Raw genomic sequence first — 6,000 nt, forward strand, 5'->3', positions numbered from 1 at the left:
AAGTCGGACGAGAGAATCAAACTCCACCTCTTTCTGAGCCAACGAAGGGAAAACGACCATGAAGGTTCTGCGTATCTTCCTTTGCTCGGCATTAATTGCCGTTACCGCGCTTAGCGTCATGGCCTTCCCAGCTTCCGCAAGCGCGTCGACTGTCGTCTGCAACCAGAACACCGAAGTTCGGGAGTCAGACTGGGATGTTCACCAACTGCTTCCTCCAGTCAGGCGACACCGTGCAGATCAGTGCTTCCGCTAGTATCTGGGCCGGCGTCTGGTTCACGGGTGAGAACGGTCCCCAGGGCTGGACGAACACAGCCAACGACTCCAGGTTCCCGAAACCCAGCGCGCGGGCCTATTCACTGCTGTCACGGTCCGACAGTTCGTACCGGTACGTCGGCACGGGTATCAGCTTCCTCTACACCGGTGCCGGGACATACCTGTACTTGCGTATCAACGACGACAGGCCGGGCAACGGATCCGGAGCGCTTGATGTGAACGTACAGGTCATACACTAATCCGCGGCGACGTGCCGCGAAATACCAACAACCCTGGCCGATTCTCGCTGTCCAGCTTGGTCCGTCAGACCTGCACCCAGCAGCTGGGAGGTCTCGCCTCCCGGCTCTCACCTCTGTGCCCGTTTATGACGTGCTACGCAGTCCGTCAACCACACGTGCGGTCACGGCCGAGGCGCTCGGCGCGACTGCGTGGTTGAGGTTCGAACCACTGCCTTCGTCTTGTGATCTTCCTGGAGCATTTCCGCGACTCGAACACCCCCTTCCTGCATGGGGGGAGCGCGTTCCGTGCGAGCATGATCAGACGCACTGTCATCGGCTAAATCCGTAAGCGTGCCTACGCCGATAGCCCGAACCGGCTTCTACCGAGAGTGACTCCGCGCCAGCACTAATGGCGACGTTGAACCTGGCCGCGATCCACTGTCAGCGGCGCCGGTTCTCCCGAACTCTGAGGTCCGTCGCAGAGCATCAAGACCCGGGGTTTCCGGCACCTGGCCGATGATGGGTGACACCTCACCGATCCGACGGTCCGGTTTGCCGAGATCTTCCTGGGCATTGTGAACGCCGCGCCCGTGGTGATCCTCAGCGTCGCGCAATTCGCGATTGGTCGGCGAGGCCGCTCATGTCATACCCGTTGGCGGTCCGAGCCGATGTTGGCTGCCAATACCTGCGTACCGTGCGTTCCGACCGGCCGATCCTGCCTGCGATGTCGGCGGGGCGCAGCGACGGGTCGCGGCCGTGCCAGTAGGCCACTGCGGATGCCGTGTCGGATGGCACCTGTTCGTCACCGTTCTCCCGATCGGCCTGGCCGTTGTCCTGGTGCGCGTCGATGTTGGAGGCGTCGCGACCGGGTTGCTCACGGCTTTGCTGGTGCTGGGGAGGTGCCTGCGCGAGGTCGCCGGCGGTGGCCAGTGTGCTGTCGGCGCTGGACGTGCTTCGGGCGTGGTCCAGGTCGTCGCTTTCCGGCGGCGGGGAGTCACCGGCCGGGCCGAGCGGGGGCGGTACGCCTGCCGTCGCGTCTGAAAGGACCCGGTCGGCATCGCCCGCCTGATTGGTGGCGGCGGTCGTCGCGGTGTGCCGGAGACGGTGTCGGCTCGTCCGGCGTCGCCTCCATGCTGCGGTGCGCCGATGTAGTGCCGCCGCGGTGGTGCGCGCCGGTCGGGTCGGCCTCGGCACCGGCGACGACGCGTGGTGACACGTCAGGCGCTGGTTGGCTGGCCGTGGCGACCTTCGGGGGTGAGGCCGCCACGGGGTTGGTGACCATCGGGTCGGTTCCGGGCTGTGCACTGCTGACCTGCGGGGAGTGGGCCGGCGTGGCGGCAGGCTGTGGGTGGTTGTTGCAGGTGCGGATGCGTCCGGCGATCTCGACCAAGCTGATGCTGGCTACGACGACGAGGCCGTCGACGGAGATGGGCAGCAGGTATGAGGCGGCGGCGTCGGTTTCGCCGTAGTGGGCGGCGACGCCGACCATGTGCCAGTAGGAGACCCAGGCGGCGATGCCGGCGATGGCGGCGGCGGCGATCAGCCGCAGGTTGGCCAGCCAGCGTCGGTCTGCGGGCACCCGGGAGATGAGCTCGACGGTCAGTAGCAGCGCCAGGGGTGGCCAGGCGGCGATCATCTGGCTGATCAGGTTCGGCCGGGCGTGCAGCACGTTCGCGGCGATCGAAGCGATGACGCCGAGGGTGAGCACCGCCCGCACCGCCCACCGCAGGCGGGCCAGGTGCGCGGCGTCAGCGGCGCCGCCGCGGACCTGCCCCGCCTGCTCGGCTGGCTTCAGACCATCGGGCCGCAGACCGAGGGGGCGCCAGACTTGCAACGCGTCCGGTGATCGGCGTGGATCAGGTCATGACTGACATCAACAACGGACCCGCAGACGTCCGCCCCTGCGCGCCGGCGCAGCGCGAGAGCGGCACGGCCGTGGCACCGGGCCGTTCGGCGTGCGCGTACGCCGCTACCGTAGGCGGTGACTTCTGCGAGCATCCCGGCATCGTCATACGGCCTGGACCGACAGGGCCGCGCGCGCGGCTCTGTTCGACGGCCCGGACATCTGGGAGGTCGTCGCGGCACTGCATGCTGCGTGACGAGGACCCCACCCCACCCGGCACGGCGGAGCCCTCCGCAGCGAATTGCGTACCGTTACCGGGCTCACCACACCCCAGGTCGATGCCGCACTGGACTACTACACGGCCCACCCTGAGGACGTCGACATGCGGATCGCCCGCAACTCCGAAACCACCGAGCGCGCACTGCGGTCATCGACTCGCGATGCGCCGCTGCACCGTGCCGACGCCACCTGAGTCCCCCGGTCGCCCGATGACCCGTGGCGCAGCGCCGGGAGGCCAGCCCCGGTGGTGAAGGGAGCTGCGGTCACCGGCGCAGCGGCGGATGCACACCAGGGGTCCCATGCGCCGCCCGGCAGTCTCGGTCTGTCCGAGAGCGCACGAACCCGTCATGCCCGTCCCTGCGCCGACACACCGGACCGGAATCCGCCGACATTTCACTGCATCGGCTGAACGACATCGGCACCGGCGGCGAGCCGCCGGTGCCGATGCTCGCCTTCCTGCAAACCGACGGGGGAGCAGTTAGCCGACCAGCGCGGCCATGTTCGGCGGCGCCGGGTCGGGCTCGGCCGTTTCGTCGAGCGCGAGATGGTGCCGGGCCTCGCTGAGCGCACCACGAGCCTGAACGAGCAGATCGCTTGCCCGTACGGCGGCCTTGCCGCCTTGTCCGGAGTAGTCGCCCACATAGAGTTCCAGGTGACTGCTGATCCGAGCCAGCGCGGCGACGGTGTCTTCCACCGCCCCTACCGCCATGGTCGCCGGGTAGCAGCCGTTGGCCTGCATGGCGCGGTAGGTCGTCCGCGCCGACGTGACGACCATGCCCACCAATGCGGCCGGCACGACCTCGGTGTCCTCAGGGTCGACACTGACCGGACCTGGTGCCAGGTCCGGACCCGGTCCGGTGTCGGGCGGGTCTGGACGGGGCGGCGATACACCATCCGTCACGGGATCCTCCTTCGCATCGATCGGCGCGCGGGCGATTGCCGCGTGGCCGGCGCCGAACCGTTGCCGACGCGGACACATGAACCCTCACCTCGCCGCAGAGGGCAAGTGCCTGCGACGACGAGCCACGCGTTGCCAGGACCCCCGACCGGTCCGCACGAATCAGCCAGGGCACCCAGAACACGACAGAGCCCGGACGCGACTCGTGCACACAGAAGTCGGGTCAACAGCCTGCGCCGTCTGCGGCACGCGCACTCGATCCGCTGCCACTCGGTGGACGGCACCCTCCTCGCCTACGGCCCGGACAAAAACCTGCCGAAGCTGCGGCACTGGCTGACTTTGGTCAACACATCGCCGGTAAAGTCACGGCAACGTTCGCCGCGGTGCCGCCGTAGCCGATCCCTGCGGGGAGGGTCGACGGTGACGCCTGTCAGACAACGGGGCGGACGACTTGCATCACCGGGCACGTCGAGCGTGGATCGACAGGTGCACGACATTCACGGCCAGCTCGACGACGACACCCAGCCAACTGTGGCGACTCGCCCGCCTCCTGAGCCCACGCACCCCACCGAACCGGGCCACGCCGCCCCGGACACGACCGGACGGTGCGAGGAACCGCCCGCCGCCGCGCGGACAGCCGACCTGGGCGGACTGCTGAGTTTCCTGCGTTGGATGCAATCCAACGCGCACCGATGGGACAAGAGCGCACGCACGGTGGACAACGGCCGCTCGACCTGGCGCCTGGCCCGCGAGCGTCTCCGACTGGCCGACCACACGCCCATCGCCGACCTCGATCCGAGCGACGTCGTCGATCGACTCGTGGCCGCTGGATGCCCAGCGAATACCGCTGAGGTGTACTGGAGCCGACTCGCCATCGCCCGCACCTGGTACCGACGCTGGCAAGCGGGCGAGCCCGACTGGTGGCGCCGGACGTGGCTGCCGAACCCACGCCGCCGACCAGCAGCGCCACCATCCACCGCGGTCGCCCGGCAGTTCCCCCTCCGCGCCGATCTAGTGACCACCGTGGAAGTGCCGCACGATCTGGACCGCCATGAGGCCGACCTGCTCCACGCCTGGCTGCTGAACCTCGTCACGGACTGATCTGCCAGTCCGCTCGATCGCCATCTCGACACCGAACACCCGCCACACCTCGCCGGACCCCCACCGGTGTCAGGTGCATCGCCGATCCTTCCCACAGCGACACGGCGACGCGTCCGGCGGAGCGACACACCAACACCGACATCCGTTGCGGCAAGGGCTGGGCGCGTGGATCCACGATACGAGCGGAACCGGACACGGCCATTGTCGACAGAAGCCGGGTGAACAGCCTGCGCCGATGTATGAGCTAGAAGCCGACACCGCCGCCCACACGCCGGCCCGCCCGTCGCGGTGCCGCGCCAGCGCGGCTGCTGCAACCGCCCTGCCGGCGCCACGGTCACTGGCGCCCAACGGTGTCACGGCTTTCGAAGCGGTTTCGCCACGCGCCGCCGCCTGCTCGGGCCGGCGTCAACCATCGCCCCGCCGCAGAGGAGTAGTCCGCCATGACCGACCGTCGACGCACCCGCACGCCACGCCTGCACCCACCGCAGAGCCAACGGGCCTGGACCGTCCAGGAGATCCGCGCACTCGGCGCGACCACCGACGTGGTCACTGCCGGGCAGATCCTCGGGCTGTCCCGCAACTCCGCCTACACCCTGGCCCGCCAAGGCCGGTTCCCCGTACCGGTCATCAAAGCCGGGGCGCAGTACCGCGTCCCGGTCGCCGGGCTCCTCACCGCCCTCCACGACACCACAGGCGACGACGGCGGCGGTTAACGCCGCGACGCCGTACACACAGACCGCCGGGCGCCCGCAACGACTTGATCGTTGCGGGCGTCCGAGCGTGGATGTCGACCAGCAAAACCGGTGCACACCCGAGCACACCAAGCCTTCGAACTCGCAAGGAGCGCCCGACCACCATGGCCAACGCCAACGGATCCGTGTACAAACGCTGCGGCTGCCGCGACCCGAAGACCAAGAAGCCGCTCGGCAACAGCTGCCCGAAACTGCGCCGCGCCAACCGTTCCTGGAGTCCCGACCACGGTCAGTGGGCCTACCAGCTCGAACTCCCGCCCACCGCCGAAGGTCGCCGCCGTCCGCCGCTGCGCCGCGCCGGCCTGGACTCCCACACCGCCGCCACCCACGAACTCGATCACGCCCGGCAGATCATCGACCTCGCCGGCCGTGACCGGCAGGCCCGCACCGCCGTCGGCGACCTGCTCCAGCAGGTCGGCCGGGCGAAACTGCCACTACCCGACCTCGACGACGTCCGCCGCCGGCTACGGACCGGCAACCCGCTGACCGGCACCCCCACCGTCGCGGAATACCTCACCAGCTGGCTGGCCCGGCTCAGCGTCGACCCGAACACCATCAGCAGCTACGAAAGCCACATCCGAGTCCACCTCATCCCGCACCTCGGCGACATCGTCCTCGATAAGCTGCGCCCGCACC

6 protein-coding genes are annotated in these 6,000 nt (G+C 68.8%); 4 read left to right on the forward strand and 2 right to left on the reverse strand.

Annotated elements, in window-relative coordinates:
* Positions 1-1,485: 1,485 nt before the first annotated feature.
* A complete protein-coding gene (locus Vau01_RS47585; protein WP_373320418.1) occupies positions 1,486-2,325 on the reverse strand; it encodes a DUF2637 domain-containing protein in 840 nt (279 codons plus the stop codon).
* Positions 2,326-2,635: 310 nt separating this feature from the next.
* Between Vau01_RS47585 and Vau01_RS47590 the strand changes: the two genes are divergently transcribed.
* Complete coding sequence (locus Vau01_RS47590) at positions 2,636-2,806, forward strand: hypothetical protein (RefSeq protein ID WP_204007355.1); 171 nt, start codon at positions 2,636-2,638, stop codon at positions 2,804-2,806.
* A 285-nt stretch (positions 2,807-3,091) separates the two neighbouring features.
* On the opposite strand, the gene Vau01_RS47595 is transcribed toward Vau01_RS47590, so the two are convergent.
* Positions 3,092-3,514, reverse strand: coding sequence for a hypothetical protein (locus tag Vau01_RS47595; RefSeq protein ID WP_204007356.1), 423 nt, complete (start codon positions 3,512-3,514; stop codon positions 3,092-3,094).
* Positions 3,515-3,784: 270 nt separating this feature from the next.
* Between Vau01_RS47595 and Vau01_RS47600 the strand changes: the two genes are divergently transcribed.
* The 3 genes from Vau01_RS47600 to Vau01_RS47610 all read left to right on the forward strand — a co-directional run.
* A complete protein-coding gene (locus tag Vau01_RS47600; RefSeq protein WP_204007357.1) occupies positions 3,785-4,612 on the forward strand; it encodes a hypothetical protein in 828 nt (275 codons plus the stop codon).
* Between the two features lie 440 nt (positions 4,613-5,052).
* Complete coding sequence (locus Vau01_RS47605; RefSeq protein WP_204007358.1) at positions 5,053-5,325, forward strand: helix-turn-helix domain-containing protein; 273 nt, start codon at positions 5,053-5,055, stop codon at positions 5,323-5,325.
* A 143-nt stretch (positions 5,326-5,468) separates the two neighbouring features.
* A partial coding sequence (locus Vau01_RS47610; protein WP_239152476.1) for a tyrosine-type recombinase/integrase occupies positions 5,469-6,000 on the forward strand: 532 nt, incomplete at its 3' end.

The organism is Virgisporangium aurantiacum (genome assembly GCF_016863635.1).
Lineage (GTDB): Bacteria > Actinomycetota > Actinomycetes > Mycobacteriales > Micromonosporaceae > Virgisporangium > Virgisporangium aurantiacum.

Bases quoted from the DNA above. Each gene is read 5' to 3' on its own strand.
- Vau01_RS47605 (WP_204007358.1), top strand. From the start codon at position 5,053: ATGACCGACCGTCGACGCACCCGCACGCCACGCCTGCACCCACCGCAG.